Source organism: Citrobacter sp. Cpo069, from assembly GCF_030332785.1.
Taxonomy (GTDB): Bacteria; Pseudomonadota; Gammaproteobacteria; order Enterobacterales; family Enterobacteriaceae; genus Citrobacter; species Citrobacter portucalensis.
The window spans coordinates 63,153-79,452 of the sequence record NZ_JAOWHD010000058.1 but is presented as its reverse complement, the minus strand read 5'-3'; the positions used below and the strand labels follow the sequence as shown (position 1 = coordinate 79,452).

Genomic DNA, 16,300 nt, shown 5'->3' with positions numbered 1-16,300 from the left:
GATCCATCCAGTGACATAGAGTTCGCTGGGGCTTACTATTCACCAATCTGTTTACACATTCAGTGATAACTTATTATGACTAAAGAGAAAGATACTGAGCAGCAGGACCTGGTCACCAGGGCTTTCTCTGTTAGAGAGAAAGAATCAGGTAAAGACATCATTTTGCGTCCTAACAGCAACCGTACGGTGCAGTCTATTGCTTTGATGCGGCTCGGGCTGTTCGTCCCATCACCAAAGAGTGTGGGGCGTCAAAATCGGGAATATAAAACGGTTGGCTTTGACGCAACGAAAGAGTTACAGACGCTCTCTTTAATGGAGAGCGAGGGGTTCACCAATATTTCAATTGTCGGTGAGCGTCTTGATATGTCAGTAGATTTTAAGACGTGGATGGGCATCATTCGAACCTATGCCAATCATCCGATTAACAATGACACGATAAGCTTAAAATTCACTGAATTCCTCAAGCTATGTACGCCTGAAAATTATCGCTCATCTACAGCGTCCAGAAAACGTATAGACGCCTCCTTACGCAGGTTAGCATCCGTTACCTTGTCGTTCACCAGTAATAACTCGTCCAAAGTCTATACAACGCATCTGGTACAGTCTGCCCTGTTAGACCCGGAATCAGATCAGGTTGTCCTTCAGGTTGATCCTAAGATTTTCGAGCTCTATCAATACGATCATAAGGTTTTGATGCAGCTGAAGGCAATTAAGGAGTTGGCCAAGAAGGAAAGCGCCCAGGCTCTCTATACGTTCATAGAGTCATTACCGCCAAATCCTATACCGATATCCCTTACTCGGCTGAAAAATCGTCTGAACCTCAAAACACGAGCAAATAGTCAGAATGCTACCGTGAGAAAGGCTCTTGAAGAGTTGGCATCGATAGGATACCTCCAGTACACCGAAATTAAGAAAGACGGAAAAGTATACTTCCAGATTCATAAGCGGGATCCCGATCTGAATTTGAACAATACTCAGCCTCCTTTAGAAGTGGTTGAAGATGAAGAAGAGAACTCAGGGTCTTCTGTTTTAGAAGGTGAGTTATGCCCACCAGCTGACCCGATAGACGGCGATGATGTTCTTACCGTCCATGATTTAACCGCTGAAGAACTGCGCTATATTCGTAGTCTTCGAAGCCAGAAAAAGAACAGCAACGCCAGCTAAAGTTAACCCGGCGGTTCAGGCTCCGGGTGCTAAATTACTTCTTCGATTTTCGTTAGTCCCAGCCCGCTCTTTCACGTCAACGGTAATGAGTCAAAAGTCATTACCGTTGTCATTGTTCTCTACCACCCTATGTAGATCGAGATTGCGAATTCAACGCTTTCTCCTGAGTCACCTGTTAACACCCGGTTTCTACGCTTTACTTCATTGGCCAGTACATCCAACGGAAAATATCGTAACGGGGTGACAATGGCAGTGAGTTGACCCACTCACTACCATCGACATTCAAATCCCGGCTTCTCTGGTAGCTATAGTGACAATGGTAATGATGTGTACCTTACTGGCATTGTCATTGTCCTCCGAGTGTGCGTTCAGCTTTGGGAGGACACCGGAACTTAATGCGGCGAGTCACGGCCATTGTGAATCTCGATTGGATTGGCGAATACGGCTTCCGGTTGGGCCAGATGTCAATGGTTATGCTTCATCCAGCTCATTACTGTAGTCATTGCCGTTCAGCTGAGCTGATGCTCCTCTCATTCTATGTGGCGACAACGGTAGTGAGCCCAGAAAGTGACTACCGTTGTCATGGCCGTCCAGTAGAGCGGGTCAACCTCTTAAATCACAGGGTGACAACGGTATTGAGCCCAGAAAGTCACTACCGTTGTCATGGACGTCTGGTTAAGCGGATCTACCTCTCAATTCACAGGGTGACAATGGTAGTGAGCCCAGCAAGTCACTACCGTTGTCATAGTCGTCCCGTTGAGCAGATCAACCTCTTAACTTACAGGATGACAACGGTAGTGAGCCTATTAAGTCATTACCGTTGTCATTGCCATCCAGAAGAGCGGATGATCCTCTCAATTCATACGGCGACAATGGCACTGAGCCCAGCAAGTCACTTCCGTTGTCATAGCCTTCCAGAAGAGCAGATGAGCCTCTTAATTAACAGGGTGACAACGGTAGTGAGCTCATTAAGTCATTACTATTGTCATGGCCGTACAGCTGAGCTGATCATCCTCTCAATTCACACGCCGACAATGGTAGTGAGCTATTAAAGTCACTACCATTGTCATAGACGTCCAGTTAAGTGGACCATCCTCTCAATACACACGGTGACAACGGTAGTGAGCCATTAGAATCACTACCGTTGTCATTGCTTTTCAGGTGCACTGATAAGGCTCTCAATAGACACGACGACAATGGCAGTGAGCAATTAGAGTCACTTCCGTTGTCATTGCTTTCAGCTGAGCTGATAAGGTACGTCATTTACACGATGACAATGGCAGTGAGCCAATCGAGTCACTACCGTTGTTAATGCCGACCAACCGAGGGAAGGGTCCGCTCAAAGAACTGAGTGACAACAGTAGTGAGATCATCCAATCACTACCATTGTCAGCTTAAACCTGTAGGACGAAGAGGCTTGTCCGATAAAATGACGACAATGGAAATGAGCCTATCCATCACTACCACTGTCATTAAAGTCCAGCGGTTCAACGTTAATCAGTAGCTCCGGATGACAATGGTTGTGAGTCAGGCAATTCCCAAGCATTAAGTGACAGCAGCGTAACACCTCTAAGCTCACTCCTGTTGTCAGGGGTTAGGGTATTGAGTCTCTACCGTCGTCAGTGTTTCTGAGACACCAGTATTGCAGATCACTACAATTGTCACTTAAGTATCGACGGGGGAATAGATGCAAGTGACTGGCTAACCAGTACCAGTTTAGATTCAAAACGATCCCATCTTTGTGGATGCACTTGAGTAAGCTCGTATGACGATATGTCAGAGAAGTGACAACGGGAGTGAGTTGCCGGACTCACTACCGTTGTCATCCCCGGTTGAAGGAAGAGGATCCCCGGGGCTGTATATTTACCGGGTATCCTTACTCAAGGGTTTCGACACTCACTCCCATTGTCGTAATCAACGAGTGTGCATTGTCTTTTAAAAGCATCGCTGGAAACGTACGATTAAAGTAACTTTTCTTTCGGTTCTTCCTTGCGAATCTCTGAAGACGTACTGGCTGATCGGAGTCAAGGAGGGCAGTAAAATTGAAGCCGTCAGTTTTACTGTCGGCTCCGGGTAGTTACTTCAACTCGTCGATCTGAATCATGAATTCTGAGGTGCCAACTTTCCCATTTTCGGAAGGATAAACGGGTAACAGAAGATTATCCCCCTGGCCCATATCTATTTGCACCTCAACTGACTCACCTGGAGCCGCCTGTGCCCCGTTAAATTTAATACCGAAGGCTGCATCCTTCCGCACAGTCAGCGTTGCGTTCTGGACCCCTTTAGCAATTTCTCCATTTGTCTTACGCAGAACGTTAGTGGACAGGTACGCAAGGGGTACGCCATCTGTCGTTTTGAGAGGCGAACTGACCGATAATGTGCGTAGATTATGTAACTGCACAAGGTTATTCGGTAGATAACTGAACTTCTGAGTATAGGTTTTGGTATTCGACTGACTATCGGCAACTGTTACGCTAATTGAATAATTTTCAGATGGTTCGAAATTTGGGAACAGCCTCGGATACTCAGGCATGTATGTATCTTTGCCTGCCGGTGACCACGTAAGCTCAACGTTATCAGCTGTGGGGCCACCTACGAGCTGAAGACGGGTTATCCTCGGGGTTGTCAGATTATCTGCCAGAGCGATCCTGAGGTTCTCCAGGCCGTACACTACCGTATCGTCTTTTACCGGCTTTCCGTCGAATGTTATGGCCACTGTCGGAGGAGTGTTATCCAGAGCAATTTCTCCGAAAGTTTTATTGGTCTGGTTCTGGAAGAAGTCCCTGATGTTGACCTCAACGTTGTATTTTCCTTCAGACTGACGGGATAAATCATAAGCAATCGTGTAGTTACCTGAGATACGAGATTTGATTACGCCTGTGGGTGACATCCGGGTACCGGTGTTCTTATCGGAAAGATAAAATTCCCTCAATGAGACCGAGTCGAACCAGTTACCATCGCCTTCAAGTGACGCCAGTACATCCAGCTGCTTGTTAGTCTCGTCATATGATATCGAGTTTATTACCGGCAGTTGTTTATTGTTCCAGCGTGTCATAATCCATTGCTCAGACCGCAAAATGGGATTGCTGATGCTGCGAACGAAGTAAAGGATCCTATTGTAGCCCTGGGTACCCAAGGCCATATCAAACGTCTCAGGCGCTTCACACGAGGTTTTTCCTGCCGGAATGGTGCAGGTCGCCTTACCGCCGATCTCTTGTGCAAAGGGCCGGGCTTCAACGTTAAAACGAAGTCGGGAAATTTTAATTGGCAGTCGTGATGAAGCCACACTCTCAAAATCCTTCCACTTAACCCAGTTCCCCTTATCATCGAGGAAATCTACCCAGGTACCCGCAAATGCAGGCGTTTGGTTTGCAGATGGGTTTAGAACGAGGCTGTATGACGGATAATACCCTCCCCACTGGCCAAAGTTCGCCATACGAGCCATATCCCCATTAATTGAGCCATAGGGAAGAGTCATTTCAACATAAGCATAAGTGCTGTCTACAGCTATCTCTTTGGGGGCGGAATATTGATTGATGAACTGAAGCCCACCTTCTGAATAAGCACGGTAGTTAGATTTTGGGATCCGGTAGACTAATCGAATAGGGTTTTCGTTAACGACCATACCGGCTTTGTAAGCCGGATAATTAGAAACCCCGGGTACGACGCTGGAAGACGTATTTGGATCATGAACGGCCCACAGTGTCATCTCACCCAGCGTGTTGTCGTAGCGAAATTTTTGAGTTGGCAGCGTTCGGCTATTACCTGCGTTATCGAAGATAACAACTTTTGCAGTAAAGTCTTCATCCAGGTTGCTGTCTGGTATTCCGGTTCCCTTAACTGAATTCTTAGAGTAAGTGTGGTACATCTTTTGGCCGGATACGTCATACTGCATCTGTGTAGTGCTGTAGAGGCTACCGTCCTGCCTGTAAATATATATTAGGCCCTTATCAATACCATTTGCATCACTTACGCCCGAAGAGGTGAAGTCATACTGCCCCGTTGCCTCTAATCCAAGCTTCCACACGTCACCAGCGGTAGAGCCAGAACCAGTATTAGCGGTAAGAGCATTTGCCGCTGGAGGGGTGACATCAATTAGCCAGTTATAGTTATAGGTCGCTACAGGCTTCTGATTGAGATCTAACACGTTTATCTGAACGACAAATTTGCCTTCACCCAAAGCAGGCAAAGTTACTTTTTTGCCGTAGAACTCACTACCGTCAGCAGCTGTTAGTCGGTCTGATACACCCGTCCGTGTAGTCGTAGTATTAAGAATGACAGTTCCAGTGTCTTTCGTGACTTTGACATTAACGAAACGATCAAGACCTGAAATAAGTGTCAAAGTTACCGGTGATGCCGGATTAAGCATAAGACGAGAAGACGGGGCGTGGATCTCAATACCGTTCGTGTCTTTAAAGGCCGATTCATATATCTGAGCTGGGGCCTGAACAGACATACCGAGTCCGGCTACAGCAGTAATAAAAGCGAGATGTTTCATTCTTATTCCCCTTTAGGTTTGGTGTTATTTTAAGCTTTTCCTAAAGGTCACTATGTTCGTAAAAGTATAAAAAACTTCTCCATATGGTGCTCGAAATTACAAATCTATAATTTGCCTTTCGACAAACCTTATTGTGCGTTCAGGACGGAAATCTTTCTTTTTGGAATTACATCTGACATTTCTGTGGTGTCCAAACTGGCAACGATTGCAAAACTTATAACATTAGCCTGAAACTATCGGCATCCACATATCGCATTAAGTGATGCTTTTACTTTGTGTAAAAAAGAATCAGGATAAATTAGGTATGTCAGATATAAATGCGTTAACGGACGGCATATATGAATCAAAACCTGGCGGCATTACGCCACCAGTCGAGAGGGGAGTGAACCTCAGTCAGTACGTCTACCTTCGTTCCGCAAGGCGCTTCTTGTTGTGAATTACAAACTGCCCTGGCGAGAACTGCATCATTTCACCCCTAGCAACACACGTGCCTCTTCAACGGTTTGCCAAGAAGGCATTGCTACGCCAGATTGAGTGCCGTTGCCCCTGCGCTCACCTGTGTCACATTCTACATAAAGACGCATCAGCATCGCTTCTGTTTCAGCGGCCCGGCTATTATCCATTACCAGTTCTGCTGCGCGTCGTAGCTGTTCTGGAATGTCATTCCACATTCCCGCACCACTTCTGTCTTTGTTAGTGAGCAAGTCTTCAATAGCAGATGAAGCCATGTTAAGCAGGTCAGCCGAAACTAAAGGCATCGGCGGGGCGGTATAGAGGATTCGACGTCTTCCGCGTCTGTCTGGATCGTATTTATCATAAAAAGCTTTGTTCACATCTTCCCAGTGCCACTGAAGTTGCCCGGTTGCGTCATGGTGGCAAAACTCGCACTGATAAACAGGCGCAATCGACATAACTGCCTTTCCAATACGTGCCAGTACAGCAACTTCGTCAGCTCTGAGACTCATTGCTTCGCTTGGGTTACTACCCTCGGCAAATTCCAAAATTTGTTCAATACGTTCTGGTGTGAAAGTGGTCATAGGCTTTGAAAACATATTTTTCCAGTTGTGCTTACCATATCATCAGGCATTAGGAGCGTTAGCGAATAATTAACAGGTCAGGACCAAAACTAAATCCTTCCCCCATACGGTCTTCATGACGGGAGACATATGCCTTACCGTATTTCTCCAGATCCTGTAAGCGATCTTTTGCCAGATTCCACGAGTATTCCTGGCCCCACACGGGTCCGTCACGCCCGTCAAAGCGGTCAGGTTTACAATTTGCTTTCAGAAGAGCGTAGACATGCTCCACCGTGGGTAGCTGCAAAGCACTATTAGCCTGAGAAACGGCAGTATGCGTCATTTCTGTTCACTCTTTATTGATTTAGTCAGTTAAGCCGGTCAGGTAACTTTAACCGGCTACTCGTATTAAGATTTCTTTCCGGTTGCTTGTCAGTTAGCGGCGAAGATCAATTTCAAGGCGGGCTGTTTTGACCTTTGTTCCGGACTCCCTAAATGTATCATCCGGAAGAGGCGAAATTTGTCCGCCAAGTTGTTTGACTCGCTCCCTGAGCGCTTTTGTCAGTGTGTCTTCCCGGAACAATACCCCAGCTGACAGAATGGCCTGTAAGCGACCTCGCTTAGCGAGCATTGCGATGGCATGCATGACTTGTTTAACGTCAGAGCGTTTAAGGAATGGTGGATTCATAACGATAACATCAAAAGTTTCATCGGGCTGGTACCCAAGAAAGTCGGTATGCACCAGCTCGACTCCTGTGCTAAGGACACTATCGTTCTTCACTGCAAGGAATCGCTCATCGTTCAATTCGATCCCGGTAATCAATGCATCCGGAGCCGCCAGTTTTAAGGCTTTCAGAATGCGGCCATCACCAAACTCTGGCTCCAGTACACGCTCCCCGGCAGCTGGTTCAGCGCGTAGAACCATATCTGTGACTAAATTCTCAGGTGTAGGGAAGAAATTGAACAGATCTCGTGGGATGTCAACCGAACCTGTCAGAATGATTTGCTCGATACGCTCAGCTGCATCCGCCGTAAAAATATGTGCCTGCTCTTTTCGGTTCCATTTGCCACCGGCGGCTTCGAGCACTTTGTTTGTCTTAACATAAATGCTGCGGTCGAGCTGGTCGGCCAGGAAAAGAAAGTTCCCTTCAGCACGGCAGCGAGATAAGACGTTCAGAACTTCAGTTGAGATTTGCATTAAAACTCCATTAAGAGGATTTACCCGCCTGGCGGCAGCGGGTTGGTTACTTAAACGGGACAATTCAGATTTGGCCTTGGTTAGTCGGCAGACAACAGCAGGGATGGGCTGTTATAAGAGAAGCGGTCAACGGGAGCCTTATCAAATCGCTGACCGCTTGCATCAGGGGTCAGAACGAGTCCGTTATGGGCGCAATGAATGTGGAGCAACATATCCCCGCCGGTGTTGATGTGTAAGGCAGGCACACCCTGATCGATTTCGAACATGACACCAAAACAGGGGTTACCTTCCTTGTTAACAACTTCACAGTGGATGTTATGTTGGCCGGTAACGCTGACCTGATAGGCCTGACTGTCCTCTTCTGGCAGTGTTTCCTCCTCCAGGCGCCAGTCCTGAAGTGTGAGGCTAATTTCAGGGGTGTCATGCTCTTTCTGAAGAGCCTGGATACCTTTACGGAACAGCTGCATCATTTCAGGAGTAAGGCAGTCTTCCTCAGCTCCAAAATGTTCTTTCCAGCCTTCAGGATCTGCATACATCCAGACGTTTTTAGCGAGCGAAGGTAAGGAAGCATCAGGCTCTACAAGGAGGTGAGGGATGTTCTCTTTGATTCCGAGATAACGTACCGGCTGGCCATTAAGCGGTAACCCATCCGACACTGTAACTTCTGTTCCTGGCAAGACGACGCTGTTTACCAGACCTCCACAATGTTCGGCCACCACGCGGCCTAAATCTGCCATAAACATCCGATGCTTTTCTGGTGAGTCCAGCTCACCAAGGAGTTCAGGTTTAAGCAGTAAACCGGTAATAATCTCAGTCAGTTCACGAGGAGATACTAATTTATACATTTTGTTTTCCTTTTCTGTGTTGGCTTTATATTACCAATCCAGATGCACGAGCTAATAACCTCCAGACAACTTTTTCAAAAATTATTTACTTAAAGCAGGGTGCTAATATGCGCAAGAAATGAATTTAGGAAGGACGGCTTCAAATTTAACTTTTTGGTTTTTTATTTTAGACGGACTTTAAAATAGCATCGTTGATAAAATAATAAACATGGTTTGTTTTTTTGTTTGTATTGACAATCAAATGGGTATAAATTAATTTACTTACATGGCGTATATTTAACGCCACCGCCCCGGCGGCACCGGGCATAAAAGGAAAACCATTTTGAAACCGATGCTCAAAAAAGATTTTTTTTCAGCTATTGAAAACCTTCTCAAAGCTGGCTTTCAACCTCGCTTTTACACTGTTAACAGTGGCCGAATCGGTCTCATTACATTCACTGATAAAAATGGAACAAAACAGGTCGAACAGGTTTATTCCTGCACTTCTTTAGCCGCCAATACTTTTGGAAAGCGCTTCACCACTTGGTTAGAAGAAATTTTTCAAAAGCATAATGAAGAAAAAGTAGCTGATTCCGGGTTCGAGGTTGGTAGCCGTGTCTGGGATAAATTGATGTATACGTTGCGCACCATTTCAGAAATTCGTGCCGGGGGGGTGCTGGTGCTGGATAACGGTGCACAGCGTACACTGGATGAAGTGCAAAAAACGGCACCTGAAACAAACCAGGTGGAGCCAAAGGAAATCTCTTCACTTCAGGAGCTGCTGAACGCTTCCAAAAATCTGGAGCCGACTTCGCCTGAGCTAATTGCGGCTCTTAATGAGGCTCTGTCAACCGCCATAAAACGGTGAATGCAACGGCAGTCTGGCACATCAGGCCTTGTCAGAGATTAGGCCTGAAAAGCACTTACGTACCGATATAACACCTAATTCCCCTCTAAGGAGATTGCCCTAAATGGCGATGAATAAAAAAGAACAAGCCGCGTATGATGAGCTGGTGGCACAGGCCAGAATAAACCGCGCTTTACGCTGGTCTGACTATGGCGTTGAACGCGATATGCCCGTACCAGAGGTCTCGGGGGAATACCAAAACGGCTGGAGCTTCAACACCGCCACTGGCACTGTTTATCCGACATGGAGCGGAACTACGGTTCACGGCACACGGGAAGAGGGAGAGGTTGTCGATGCAACCTCCCGCCGCATGCGAGGCATGAATGGTAGCCAGAACGGCATACCACAATACAGCACCAAAGAACGCGCCCTGAAGGCATTACGCTGTTCGCTTGAAATCAAGTTTGCCATGCAGCTGGATGCCATAGATAAAGCTATCGCAAAAGAAATAGAGCTGTCCACCGCTCGCCGGGAGAGCGATACATCAGATGCCTAGCGGTAAACCATCAATTCAGGCCCGTGATCAGAGGGGCCTTAACGCCCTGAAAGAGGCGGTTCCAGCGACGGCACAACTACAGATGCGGGTTACCCCTGAACGTAAACTGCGTTACGTCAATCAGGCAAAGGCCGAAGGTCTGGGTCTAACAGACTGGGTCCAAAAGCATATGGATAACGTGTGTGATCTGGCAGGCCAGCCTGAAATAACCATGTACAAAGATGATGGAGAAACAAGTGGCCAAAAATAACAACAGTCTCAAACAGCATGTCTTCAATATGCTGTCGGCTGGCAGCGAACTTAAAGAAGTGAAGCGTTTTCTCACCAGCAAGCGAGTTAAAGCCCGCCTGGCAGTGTCAATGATCCACGAGCAGGCGATTGCTGTGCAGAACACTGAATACCAGAATTATCCGGCTTATAGCTAACTGGTAACAACAATTACAGAGAGATACTTAAAATGAGCGTAAACCCAGAATACACCAGGGTTCAGCATGTCCAGATTATTCGCGAGCGAGATGGGCAGAAGGAAGTTGTTCGAGTCTATGATGAAGATGGCGACGTGGTTCTGTGTTTACCTGCCTACATTCAGGATGAGGAAATAAATCTTATTCTGCGCCGGTTGAATGACGTATATTCAGTCGGATATCGTGTAGGTGATGCAGCCCGCCGCCGCGCCATCAAAAAAGCGCTGGGGGATGATGAGGAGTAAGGCCATTTTTACTGGCAAGATATCTGTATACCGGAGTCTTTAGAGTACGTTCTAATGGCTCCGGATTATTAATACTGTTTTACTCATGCAATAAAAAGCAAACCAAAATTCTTTCGCTAATTCATTTTTAAATGCTCAAATCATTAAATGTAAGGAGCGTTATTTATCAATAGGTATGGCGTTCTTAATGGCTATTAAGCTAGTTCTGCTTTCGCTTGCTTCTGGAAATTAGGGAAACCTAATTTTACCCTATCAAAAAGTAACTTTTCTGGTTTTGTTGCATTCACGTAAACAAAAAAAGTCCCGCCGGGCAGAAAAGAAAAACATCAAAAATAGCTATTTTCCCGAAAAGATCACGAACACTGAAAAAGTATCATGGGGAACCTGATCAGGAGACAACCCATGAAAATCAAACTAGCCCTGCTTATTGCATTTGCAGGTTTCAGCGCAGGAGCTTCCGCTGAAATCGCAGAATTCAGCTTTAAAGATACCCTGAACGTTAAAAAGACCGTATCGCCTGCATCCGTATGGATTAATCCGGTAACGAGCTTTGACGTTGCCGTTATTTCCGGTCTGGACCGTTATATTACGCTCAGTCTGCTGAAAAGTGACGGGAGCCTCATCTGGAGCACGAAAAGCAGCCTGGTTACCGTTGATGACCGTACCACATCTTCGACAGGCTTTGATTATTACGGCAAGACTCTGACCGTACCAGCGATGGGAGAAGATAGCTTCACCCTCAGAGAGGTGATTACCGACTTGCAAGGGAAGGAGGTCTCCCGGCAGGATTACCCGCTTGCAATTGACCGAACGCCTCCGGCAACGGGTACCATAAGTTATACGAGAAATGGGTGGAACTTTGGCAGCGAAGCGATCTTCACTTCAGTACCAGCCGGTATGCAGTACGCCAGCGTCCAGGCACTGGTCTTTAATGGACTGAGTGATAAAGGTTCCGGGCTTGCTAATGCTGAATATTTCATAACCGATGCCGCTGGAGTGGAGCGTAAAAAGCCAGCGGAAATTAATACAGTGGAAGGTAGCGTAACCGTTCAAGTCGCCGACGCAAGCAGCAATGCCCTGGCACCGGAAAACCGCTCTGAATATAAAGTGGGGATCTACCTTTATGACAAAGCGGGAAACAGGAGCGAACTAAGCCGCCGAAGCGTAATTGATCGGGTTAAGCCTGACGATATCATCCAGGTGCAGGACGCCACTACCGGATCATGGGTCTCCTATCAGTCTGGCATGACCGTCTTCCAGAACCCTATTTCCGTACGGGTATTAAGGAAGAAAAGTGACTTTACTGCTGTTAACGGTTCCAAATATGGCTGGGCGGACTCGAATTTCCAGACGTCCGATAGCACTTATAATATCTATACTTTCAAATACATATATCCAAATGTGGGGGATACTTATCATGAATTTCAGACTCTGGCGGGAGGAGTAAGACGAATTCATCATAACTCCCTCAACTTCACTCCAGCCCCGGCGATGGAAATAGCCCCGAAGATAGTGGCTAAAGAGATGTACCGGAGTGATACCAGTGAGTGGTTAACTCAGGCCTCAATCAGCGTTAAAACCGCCACCATTAGCCGCATAAAGGTAACCGCAGAACCCCGACCATACGTGCAAAAGTTCAGAACGGTAAAAAATGCAGCCTGGTTCTGCACTATTCCTGTCGGACAAAGTTCATGCGAGATGACGGTTAACTTCAACTACACCAGTGACAAAGGATTTGAGTATCTGCATCTTTACTCGGGAAAAGATGGTGACAGCATATTCGATGCGCTTGCTGGTAATTTTACGGTTATCTGGGATAACAACCCACCGGTGGTTAATGTCGCTCAGGTAAACAAGGCCTCCAAGACAATCACTATGACGGCCACCGATAATGATCGCGTCAACGCCTGGAACATCAGCTACTGGGATACCAAAGTTTTCGAAGCCACCCTTAAAAATGCCCGGGGGGAAACTTTCACCCTGAAGCCTGTGACTGTCAGTGAAAGCGATTATAAAACCAAAAACGCCACTTTCTCATACGCTGGTCTACCGGACGGGGATTATACGGTTGTTAGCGTGTCTGCCACGGATCTTGTTGGAAACACAGGAACCAAAACGCTTAATGCACCGCTGAAAATTGACTCAACGCTTCCGGTTATTGCGTTCAGCTTTAATGGCGCAGACGCAGAAGGAAAACTGGTTAAAGGGCTTGAGAACCTACGCATAAGCGTTACTGATGCCTCTGGGGATGCTTCCCTGATATCGCTTCTGCTCGCTGGTGGACCTAACTCTGAAAAGGTCACCCTTGCATTCACGCCGCTATCCAAGGATGTCTTTATTCCTGAATACCCCAGAATCTTCCCCAATACTGACGAATCGGGACAGATGTATCATCTGGAGGCTCTGGCTATTGACGAATCAGGTAACCGGACCACTAAAACGCTTAATTTTACCTACCAGCCAGCTAACCTGATTATGCTGGATAATCTCAAGACGCTGGCCACAGCCGTAGCACTGAAAGCAACGGACAACACGCCGCTGGCCATCATCCGAACCAGTGTGTTGCGTCGTCAGGACGGTTCTATCATTACCGGACAGTTAAACGGAACCCTGACTGTTCAGAAAAACGCCCAGTTCGGCGTTACGGTTGCCGGAGTTACGGTCCAGCCTGGTGAAACTAAATCGCTGTCACTGGATCTTGGTAATGGTGAAGAGCGCACATATCCCGTTACTCCCGCTGTAAGTGGTCAATCTGGCACGGCCACATTTGCTATAGAATTCCCTCAAACATAAACCCTACACAAGGGTACGGTAGTATGCCGTACCCTGTTACGCCATCCTCAATGTAAAATGTAGAGTTGAGCATGACTTAATTATTACTTTCTCATTAAGTGTCTCTTAAACTGCAAACGGGAAAGTAATATTCCCGAGACGGGAAGGACTCCTTCCTTTTGGTTATAATCTATGATGCTAAACTGTGTAATTACACCGGAACAATGTCCTCGTTTAAATCGCTGGCACCAGTACATGATTTATCCATGAATGCTTTTTGATGCAATTTTACTTCAGAATGCTCTTAATTTTTTAAACAAATTATATTTGAATCCTTCGTGTATAAATTTGCAGACCCTCTCTCAATGTTTTTTTAAAATATTTACTCTCAGGTTATTAGCCAGTAGATTCATTCTGTCATGATTACTCCAGAACTAACCGGAGGAATCACATTATGACCAAATATTATGATCGCAGTGGAATTGAAATCTCCAGCGCAAAAATCCGCTGTGTTGATTCTGTAAAAGGTACTGCGGAATATACTTTTCGTATTGTTTGCGATAAATGCAATGGGCGGGGAGAGCGTAAGCATTTTTATAGAAGTCGCTGTATGGCTTGTAAAGCCACGGGTTACAGCCTCGAAACGACCCGTACTGCTTACACGCTGAATGCGCTGTACCGCATTAATGCGCAAGCTGCCCGCAAAGTGTCAGCATCCCTGCAAGACGAGCGTTTAAGGACTGAAAGCGCCCACAGTTCTGCGTTCACAGCATGGTGCAGGTCTCATCAAAAAATGGTTGATGCAATCACCCAACAATCCAGTAGTAATAATTTTCTGGAAAGCCTTAAGTCTTCTTTAACCCACCAGCGTCAGTTAAGTGATAAGCAGCTGGCAGTTGCCGCCCGCATTTTAGGTATTCATTAATTCAAAGCCCTTTTAATTTAATTTTAAGGTCAATTATTACGGAGGAACTATGATCCATTCATTTAAAGACAGACGGCTTGAAAAGTTCTTCCGTAATGGAAAAACAACGGCAGGTATTCCTTCTGAAATTATTAACGCAATTCTGTGTCGACTTGAAACGCTGGATAATGTCCAGAGTGAGCGGGAGTTATTATCCAACAGCTTGCGTTATGAACGCTTAAGAATGACGTCAAACCGTTATTCCTCCATTCGAGTAAACTCTAAGTATCGATTATTCTTTGAATGGAATGATGGCGCACATAATGTTCATTTGTCTGCACATGACTATAAATCGCTCATCCATTAAGGTTAAAAATGAAGCTATTTTCAATTTCATCCCGGGATACAAGCATGGACGCGATGTTTTATATCCAGGCCAGTACTAAACAACAGGCAAGTTACATATTTAGTACCCTTTCCCCGAAGCCTACTGCGAACTGCCAGCTTACAGATTTGCAGAATGAGACGGTCGTCCCTTCCATAAGCCCTATTTCGCTTTCACTTAACCCCTGGTCGATCAATTCCCAGTCCCGAACCCGGGAACTGCGTATGGCCACGCATGGTCTTAACCTGATCTGTGCAGTCACGGATGAGCATACCCGTCAGATAGTTGACTTTTGCGATAACCTTGGACAGCAGCTTAAGGATCCGGACGACAAAAGCGCCTGGGTTAAGCTCATTAATTCTGAATGCGCTTTGCTTAATTCTCCGCGTCTCTATCCCGTTCTGCTTGAGCCGGATACACCGGCACAATTTGAAATCTTTGTGCCAGCTCCGGAAGATGGAGAACACGACACGGTCATAGCCAGCGTTGTTAAAGAATGTTTCGGAGATGAATGCCGGTACAGAGTAACGGACAAAGCTTTTGCAATGTCGGAAAAGCCAGTCATCAGGCTGGAAGCTCATTTCAATGACAAACGCGAAAAGGTTTTAGAACTGACCTTTTCCTGTTTCAATCTTTCACTCTCAGCGTCCGTGCATGAAAACCAGCTACGTCAGATTTTGTTACTTTGCGAAGACTTTGGCGTAAGGCTTCAGGGTAGAGCAGGGGCATCCTGCCACGTTAATATGCGCAGTGCTTACCGTCGTCTTGCTCATGTTGGCACCGGCTCTCGCCCAGGTGATGACAGTGATGTGCGGGTCTATACCTCGTTAAAAGAAGAAAAAGATGTTAAGAGGCTGCTTGATAAGTCAACCAGGGGAAGTGAGCTTGTACCGGCGAGGCACGGGCAGCAGTTTAACGGGGTCTTAGTGAATGCCACACCCGCATCGGCCACTACTGGTTTCATTTACCTTTCGCATGATTTTCCGGAAGGCCAGTTTATGATGACAGCCGAGGTGTTGCATGTTGGAATTACACCAGGCGGTATTTACTACATTGAAACACTGGACGGTTACCGGTTTATCGTGACAGCGTTTGAGAAGGGATTAATGAACGGTTTGAGGGAGTTTATAGCTGCAAATGAGGAATATTTTAAGTATTACCGCTGGTCTTAGTATCTGAGCTGAAACCGGTAGGCCAGGGAAGGCAACCGGGAAAATGCAATTTAACCTGATCCTATACCTACGACTATCTTTATCCACTTATAATAGCCTCACCAAATTATAATGCCCGATCACCGCATTTGCTTAAACCTCACATATTCTTCTTATGCTTCCCCTGATAATCTACGACCGAAAGACAAAGGAAAGTGAATACGAAATAAGATTTATGAGCACATAAAAGTTACTTTTCCTTGGTGGCACATCACA

14 protein-coding genes are annotated in these 16,300 nt (G+C 46.3%); 9 read left to right on the top strand and 5 right to left on the bottom strand.

The genetic code is table 11. From position 1 onward, the window contains the following. Positions 1–75 precede the first annotated feature (75 nt). Positions 76–1,164: an IncHI-type plasmid replication initiator protein RepHI2 gene (gene repHI2, locus OGY08_RS15815; RefSeq protein ID WP_000159528.1), complete on the top strand. Its 1,089-nt coding sequence runs from the start codon at positions 76–78 to the stop codon at positions 1,162–1,164. A gap of 2,077 nt (positions 1,165–3,241) precedes the next feature. Here the strand turns inward: repHI2 and OGY08_RS15810 are convergent. The 5 genes from OGY08_RS15810 to OGY08_RS15790 form a co-directional block, all read right to left on the bottom strand. Then, positions 3,242–5,662, bottom strand: coding sequence for an Ig-like domain-containing protein (locus tag OGY08_RS15810; protein ID WP_000681217.1), 2,421 nt, complete (start codon positions 5,660–5,662; stop codon positions 3,242–3,244). Positions 5,663–6,126: 464 nt separating this feature from the next. Next, positions 6,127–6,714 (bottom strand): hypothetical protein, encoded by a 588-nt coding sequence (locus tag OGY08_RS15805; RefSeq protein WP_000491820.1) that lies wholly within the window; start codon positions 6,712–6,714, stop codon positions 6,127–6,129. Between the two features lie 43 nt (positions 6,715–6,757). Next, on the bottom strand, positions 6,758–7,021 hold the full coding sequence (locus OGY08_RS15800; protein ID WP_000149862.1) for a hypothetical protein: 264 nt from the start codon (positions 7,019–7,021) through the stop codon (positions 6,758–6,760). Positions 7,022–7,114: 93 nt separating this feature from the next. After that, the gene (locus OGY08_RS15795) at positions 7,115–7,876 is read right to left on the bottom strand and encodes a methyltransferase (protein WP_001167418.1); all 762 of its coding nucleotides are present in this window, start codon (positions 7,874–7,876) and stop codon (positions 7,115–7,117) included. Positions 7,877–7,956: 80 nt separating this feature from the next. Further along, positions 7,957–8,721, bottom strand: a complete 765-nt coding sequence (locus OGY08_RS15790) for a hypothetical protein (protein ID WP_000277498.1) — start codon at positions 8,719–8,721, stop codon at positions 7,957–7,959. A gap of 331 nt (positions 8,722–9,052) precedes the next feature. On the opposite strand from OGY08_RS15790, the gene OGY08_RS15785 reads away from it, so the two are divergent. The 8 genes from OGY08_RS15785 to OGY08_RS15750 all read left to right on the top strand — a co-directional run bounded on the left by OGY08_RS15785 (position 9,053) and on the right by OGY08_RS15750 (position 16,045). Further along, entirely contained in the window at positions 9,053–9,568 is a 516-nt protein-coding gene (locus OGY08_RS15785; protein ID WP_012695482.1) for a hypothetical protein, read from the top strand. Between the two features lie 103 nt (positions 9,569–9,671). Beyond that, positions 9,672–10,103 (top strand): hypothetical protein, encoded by a 432-nt coding sequence (locus OGY08_RS15780; RefSeq protein WP_001251242.1) that lies wholly within the window; start codon positions 9,672–9,674, stop codon positions 10,101–10,103. Between the two features lie 236 nt (positions 10,104–10,339). Beyond that, positions 10,340–10,528, top strand: a complete 189-nt coding sequence (locus OGY08_RS15775; RefSeq protein ID WP_001107529.1) for a hypothetical protein — start codon at positions 10,340–10,342, stop codon at positions 10,526–10,528. 32 nt (positions 10,529–10,560) lie between these two features. Next, a complete protein-coding gene (locus OGY08_RS15770) occupies positions 10,561–10,812 on the top strand; it encodes a hypothetical protein (RefSeq protein ID WP_000115760.1) in 252 nt (83 codons plus the stop codon). A 402-nt stretch (positions 10,813–11,214) separates the two neighbouring features. Further along, positions 11,215–13,605, top strand: a complete 2,391-nt coding sequence (locus OGY08_RS15765) for an Ig-like domain-containing protein (RefSeq protein ID WP_202816226.1) — start codon at positions 11,215–11,217, stop codon at positions 13,603–13,605. Positions 13,606–14,038: 433 nt separating this feature from the next. Continuing rightward, on the top strand, positions 14,039–14,509 hold the full coding sequence (locus tag OGY08_RS15760) for a hypothetical protein (protein ID WP_000170639.1): 471 nt from the start codon (positions 14,039–14,041) through the stop codon (positions 14,507–14,509). Between the two features lie 49 nt (positions 14,510–14,558). Then, positions 14,559–14,855, top strand: a complete 297-nt coding sequence (locus OGY08_RS15755) for a type II toxin-antitoxin system RelE/ParE family toxin (protein WP_000581857.1) — start codon at positions 14,559–14,561, stop codon at positions 14,853–14,855. Positions 14,856–14,899: 44 nt separating this feature from the next. Continuing rightward, positions 14,900–16,045, top strand: coding sequence for a hypothetical protein (locus tag OGY08_RS15750; protein WP_000339750.1), 1,146 nt, complete (start codon positions 14,900–14,902; stop codon positions 16,043–16,045). Positions 16,046–16,300 lie beyond the last annotated feature (255 nt).

Coding starts and splice junctions, on each gene's coding strand:
- repHI2 (WP_000159528.1), top strand. CDS start 76: ATGACTAAAGAGAAAGATACTGAGCAGCAGGACCTGGTCACCAGGGCT.
- OGY08_RS15810 (WP_000681217.1), bottom strand. CDS start 5,662: ATGAAACATCTCGCTTTTATTACTGCTGTAGCCGGACTCGGTATGTCT.
- OGY08_RS15805 (WP_000491820.1), bottom strand. CDS start 6,714: ATGTTTTCAAAGCCTATGACCACTTTCACACCAGAACGTATTGAACAA.
- OGY08_RS15800 (WP_000149862.1), bottom strand. CDS start 7,021: ATGACGCATACTGCCGTTTCTCAGGCTAATAGTGCTTTGCAGCTACCC.
- OGY08_RS15795 (WP_001167418.1), bottom strand. CDS start 7,876: ATGCAAATCTCAACTGAAGTTCTGAACGTCTTATCTCGCTGCCGTGCT.
- OGY08_RS15790 (WP_000277498.1), bottom strand. CDS start 8,721: ATGTATAAATTAGTATCTCCTCGTGAACTGACTGAGATTATTACCGGT.
- OGY08_RS15785 (WP_012695482.1), top strand. CDS start 9,053: ATGCTCAAAAAAGATTTTTTTTCAGCTATTGAAAACCTTCTCAAAGCT.
- OGY08_RS15780 (WP_001251242.1), top strand. CDS start 9,672: ATGGCGATGAATAAAAAAGAACAAGCCGCGTATGATGAGCTGGTGGCA.
- OGY08_RS15770 (WP_000115760.1), top strand. CDS start 10,561: ATGAGCGTAAACCCAGAATACACCAGGGTTCAGCATGTCCAGATTATT.
- OGY08_RS15765 (WP_202816226.1), top strand. CDS start 11,215: ATGAAAATCAAACTAGCCCTGCTTATTGCATTTGCAGGTTTCAGCGCA.
- OGY08_RS15760 (WP_000170639.1), top strand. CDS start 14,039: ATGACCAAATATTATGATCGCAGTGGAATTGAAATCTCCAGCGCAAAA.
- OGY08_RS15755 (WP_000581857.1), top strand. CDS start 14,559: ATGATCCATTCATTTAAAGACAGACGGCTTGAAAAGTTCTTCCGTAAT.
- OGY08_RS15750 (WP_000339750.1), top strand. CDS start 14,900: ATGGACGCGATGTTTTATATCCAGGCCAGTACTAAACAACAGGCAAGT.